The organism is Bacteroides sp. An279 (assembly GCF_002159615.1).
Lineage (GTDB): Bacteria > Bacteroidota > Bacteroidia > Bacteroidales > Bacteroidaceae > Phocaeicola > Phocaeicola intestinalis.
Map to the genome: position 1 here is coordinate 1 of NZ_NFJA01000149.1, position 4,996 is coordinate 4,996.

General features: G+C 47.7%; 3 protein-coding genes. All 3 read left to right on the top strand.

Annotated features, from left to right (window positions below; genetic code table 11):
• Positions 1 to 1,005: 1,005 nt before the first annotated feature.
• The 3 genes from B5F78_RS15885 (at position 1,006) to B5F78_RS15895 (ending at position 4,623) form a co-directional block, all read left to right on the top strand.
• A complete protein-coding gene (locus B5F78_RS15885; RefSeq protein WP_087407195.1) occupies positions 1,006 to 2,511 on the top strand; it encodes a transcription termination/antitermination NusG family protein in 1,506 nt (501 codons plus the stop codon).
• Positions 2,512 to 2,619: 108 nt separating this feature from the next.
• Positions 2,620 to 3,723, top strand: coding sequence for a hypothetical protein (locus B5F78_RS15890; protein WP_087407196.1), 1,104 nt, complete (start codon positions 2,620 to 2,622; stop codon positions 3,721 to 3,723).
• Positions 3,724 to 3,732: 9 nt separating this feature from the next.
• Positions 3,733 to 4,623, top strand: coding sequence for a tyrosine-type recombinase/integrase (locus B5F78_RS15895; protein ID WP_087407197.1), 891 nt, complete (start codon positions 3,733 to 3,735; stop codon positions 4,621 to 4,623).
• The last annotated feature ends 373 nt before the right edge of the window (positions 4,624 to 4,996 follow it).

Genomic DNA, 4,996 nt, shown 5'->3' on the forward strand with positions numbered 1-4,996 from the left:
TCTGACGAAGAACAGGAGCGAAAAGGACCAAAAAATCGCCCAAAGCACACACGAAAACGGATACATCAAGCCAAGAAAAACTTTTTGGAGAAATTCAAAACAGCTTCTAGGTTTAATGGCATCTTGTATATATAGTAATTAGACTTTGACCTTGATAACTTCACAAAGGCTTGTGGTGTATTGGGCTGGCTTATGTTCGCATTTCAAGTGCCAGTGTCTTCCATCACTCCCAACTCCGTCAAACCACTGTCTGGAAAACCACGGCTGGTGCAGATGCTTTGCTTTTTAAGTAGATAATGTTCTCCGGATTTAGTCGAACAAATGCAGCTTTTGGGGAAATTTAATCACTAATCATGAATTTTTTTTGACCGTAAAATCCTTAATATTAAATCTTTTCACTATATTTGCAACGTGTTTTGCCGCTTCATAATATAAAACAATGATAAAGCGGCGAACTTGAAAGTATTTAATTGATTGTATATCAAATATTTGTGATATGGAGGCAAAAACATTCAAGCGAATTGCGCTTTGCACTTCTCGTCACATAACAACGGCAGGACATTGTTGCTGAGTTTTTACTCCGGAATGCTGCCGCTAAACCTAAAGAATGCTGTAAACAACGTCTGAAAACTTCTTAAAAAAGTTTGCAAAGCGTAGTGATTCAAATTCGGAGAGGTAACGGTTAGCCGTCATGCGATTGTCATGAGGGTAACGTAAGGAACGCCTTGTTCATTTACAATTTGGTTATTTATGCGAATCAGGAGTTAAACGTAGTTATGTTTCACAGGAGTTATCACTTCGTTCAGGAGTTAAAGGTCAATAGCTTTGCTTCTGAAAGCTGTGCAAAAGGTATTGGCATCTAACTCCCAGCCCGATAAGTGGGCGATAACTACCTATAACTTCCTTTTTAACTCCTGATTGGCATTATTTACAATTTACGATTTAGCTGTGTTGTAAATGGGGATTAACCACCGTAAATAGTACTTTGTAAATCGTAAATCCATCATGTTGTCTGACAAACTCAACAACGTAGATTACCAATGGTTCCTTGTCCGTACCAAACCCGGACATGAACAGGAGTTGTGTGCACTCATTGGGCGCGAAAAGGACAAGATCCGGAACATACTGGAAGTCTATTGTCCTACCCATACCAAGGTGTACGTGCGCAGAGGTGACAGTGAGCAACGGATGCCCCTTTTTGATGGCTATGTGTTCGTGCTTGCCACCCAAAACGCACTGGTTGAGTTCCTTCGTGATAACTGTTCCGATGCCTTTATCCGCTACAACCGCAAGCGTACGCCGGACGAGAAAGCCACCGCTTGCACCATACCCGAATCGCAAATGCGCGCTTTCCGTGACTACAACGAGAATTATGCTGATAAGGTAATAGTGCTGGAGCGTCCTTACTCGGACTATGCCTTCAACGCGAAAGAGGGCGAGGCGAATGAGATTGTACGCGTGGTCGACGGTCCGCTTGCCGGCCAAGAAGGTTACATCTGCCGCTTCCACCGCAAAAAGGGACTGGTGTTCCGCGTGCAAGGCATGGTGCCGGGCAGCTGGTTGACCGTCACCTATCCCAATGTCTCCGACCTGCACGTTGTCCGTCTCCACAATGCCGAGGGCGACCGCCTGTCTATAGGCACGGAAAAAGGGCGTGCCGTTGACCTGCTTGTCGGCATCCTGCAGGCATGCGGTTACGGAAAGCGCACGCAAGCCATGCTTTATGAACTGATGGAACGCCTTGCTGTCGATTTGTCATTGACTAATCTCTGCCGGGAACTTGACAAGAAAGGTGAGAAAACATTGGGCAGCCGTCTTGCCAGACTGACTACCAAGGAAGCTGAACTTCTGATAAACCTTGCCCGCTACGAACATGATACTCCCGGATATGTGAAGGAAAACTGGCAAAAGATTCTCCTGCGTTCGTTTCTTACGCCTACATCCGGAATAGAATGGGAAGAAGGCAAGAACGAGGTGGAACTTCAACATAAGAATTTTACGGAAATCATCCGCAGGGTGGACATCACCGAAGAGGTTTATTACCCCAGCAGACAGGAGGATGGAAAAGTCACCACTGCGTATGATGCCCATATCGGCATGAGGGAAGAGATGGAAAACCTCGTTTTCTTCGCCAACTGGGACGGTTTCCTCAGCGAATATTTTCTTACGGCAGGAAAAGCCAACGAGAAGTTAGTGTCGGGAAGGTCGCAATCTGTCCTTGACGAGACCACGAATACAGAAAGGAAAAAACTCATCGAGTCTTTCCGCAACTATGCCCCAACATTATATAAGGTATTGACAGATGCGGATTCAGCCGTAAAAGCCGTACCGGATTTTAAGGTCGGCGAAGATACGTTGAATGTCTTTGCTATCCGGTCTTCAGTTCAAGAAAAAGACACGGCAAAGGACAAGCTGATACAGACTTGTGTCCGCATCTGCAAGGAAATCAATACTACCAACCATCTTGCCGTATGGCGCAGGTATCTGCGGACGGTGTGGCTGCACAATTGAAGTTGACAAGGTATCAGTTGACAAGGCAACAAGGTTCTGAATAGTTTCACTAATGGCATCTAAAACTTCGTTAACTCGTCAATTGGTCAACTTGTTACCTGAAATAAAATGTACACGATAGCCGAATTTACTTCCCGATGGCAACGCCTCCACCATCCGTCCATGAATGTGGATGGCGATGTGGTTTTCTTTTATGAAATCTACGTCAGGCTGCACCGTTTGGCTGAACAGTATGCGGCAGGGTTCGATGAACAGTTTATACTTTCTCTGCTGCTCTATACAGAGAATACCCTTGCCGTCGGGCTTGACGGTGTTTACGAATATAGGTACCGCAGCGTGGGCGATGTCGTGTTCCGCTGGTGCGAAAGCCTGGACATGGGTGCGGATGCCACTTCACAAGTGGACAGTCTCGTGTCAGAAGCTGTGTCAAGAGCCGGTTGCAGTGCCCTCCGGCAATGGATGACAGAATGCGTGCTGTCGGGTGATTTTTCCCGTATGAGCGGCATGATGGCTTGGTTTCCATGTGAAGACCCGGTAATGTGGCACATTTTCCCGGACTTACGTTTCAGGGAGGTGATGTTCCGCAGGCTTACGGGTGACTGGCAGACCGCCCGGCAGATGCTGTGGGCAGACCTTGCCTTCAACTGGCGTGACAAGCGCGGATACTCCTTGGCGGATACCTTGTCCAGGCAGTTCCGTTATGAAGTGTCTTTTGCCGAAGGAAAAGAAAAAGACAGGTTGAAAGAAGCGGCGGAAAGTCTCGATGCTATCCGTTCCGAACGCTTGGACACTTACACGGTTATCGGGCGTAAAGACGGGCGCACGCTCACTTTACTCCACAGGGACGGGCGTGAGTTCCGTGATGTGATTTTCCCTGCGCCTGTTTCGGAAAATGTGCAAAGCCGTCCTCTTGCCGCCCAGCTTGTCACTTACAATGACAAAACTTACATAAACGGTTCTGCAGTCTGGCTTAACAAGGAAGCCTTGCCCGTGTGGAACGGTGAAACCAATTGGAGCGACATCCTTAAAAAAGAACAGGATGCGGCAAAGCTCACATTTTTCACCACCACGTTTGGTAAGCGGCTCAGTCTTTACGAAGACCTCTACACCGTACCGGAAGACCCGGAGGAAGCCTGTTACGCCGACATGGGCATCTATTTCGACGAGCCTAACATTTTCGATTTTCTGGGATGCATGAAGCCCGAGAATTAAGAATGAAAGATGAAGAATAAAGTGCAAAAGGATATAGCACAGACGGCCGTTACCCTTTCTCCTCATGAGGAGAACTGGAGAGGGGCTGGGAGAGTCGGAGAGGGGCTGGAAGGTTTCGGCTTTATTGCATACGCCAATTCCCGCGTTGAGAAACTGCAGGACGAGGGGCGTTACGATGCCGCAAACAAGCTGAAAATGTATCTCAGAAAGTTCATTGCCTATTTGGGCAAGAGCGAAGTGCCTTTCAAGGACTTCGATTCCCTGCTGATACGCAACTATCATACGTGGCTGAAGAATCAGGAATTAGGGCGCAATACCATTTCCTTGTACATCCGGAACTTGAAACGGGTCTACCGCCTTGCCGTAGAAAGCGGACTGGCCGATGAATGCCATCCCTTCGAAGGCATGGACGTGAGCTACCACGTCAAGAAAGAGAAGAACGGCCTGACGCTTGCGGAGGTAAAACATATGCGCGACTTGGACTTGAGCAGCGAACATCCGTCAATCGTCTTCGCCCGCGACATCTTCCTGTTCTCTGTCTATGCACGTGGCATGAGGAGCGATGACATCTTCCGCCTGACAAGAAAGAACATCCAGGACGGACAGCTCACTTACCGTCAGCACATCACCGGTAAGGAAATCTCCATTCCCTGGGAGCCGGCACTGCAGGAGATAGCAGACCGTTATAGAAGGAAAGGCACGGCACGCCTTTTCCCTGTCATCACGGCAAAATCCCCACACGAGCAATGGAAACAGTATGACAGCCTCCTGCACCGCATCAATTACAGCCTGAAGAAATTGGGTGAGATAATGGGTCTCGGTTATCCGCTGAACCTCACCGTAGCAAGACATTCGTGGCAGAGCATGACGAAGAGCGTAAGCATAAGCGACATCCTATAGAATGAAGAATTAAGAATGAAGTATAAGTTAGGAGTACCACGATGAGATAGACAAGCTCCACGAGCGGGAAGACCCCCAGTTTGTCTGCATCATCAACGGCGGCCAGAACCTCATCGCCCCGAACGCGCAGCAGGCAGAACAGAACATACAGGATAGTACACCCGAAAAATGAATATATACTGCATCGCCAGTTGAATATATACTGCGACCGCTGATGAATATATACTGCGTAAGCAGTCAAAAAAAGGCTATTGATTGAAATGAGTAACTTCGCTGCCAACCAAATTTATAGAATTATGTATAGCAGTGAAGATCTTGAAAGGTTTTACTTTCAGTACCAGACGGAGGCGTTACCCCGTGGAGAATCTCTCCA

Excerpts from the sequence above, each read along its gene's own strand:
- B5F78_RS15885 (WP_087407195.1), top strand. The coding sequence starts at position 1,006 with ATGTTGTCTGACAAACTCAACAACGTAGATTACCAATGGTTCCTTGTC.
- B5F78_RS15890 (WP_087407196.1), top strand. The coding sequence starts at position 2,620 with ATGTACACGATAGCCGAATTTACTTCCCGATGGCAACGCCTCCACCAT.
- B5F78_RS15895 (WP_087407197.1), top strand. The coding sequence starts at position 3,733 with ATGAAGAATAAAGTGCAAAAGGATATAGCACAGACGGCCGTTACCCTT.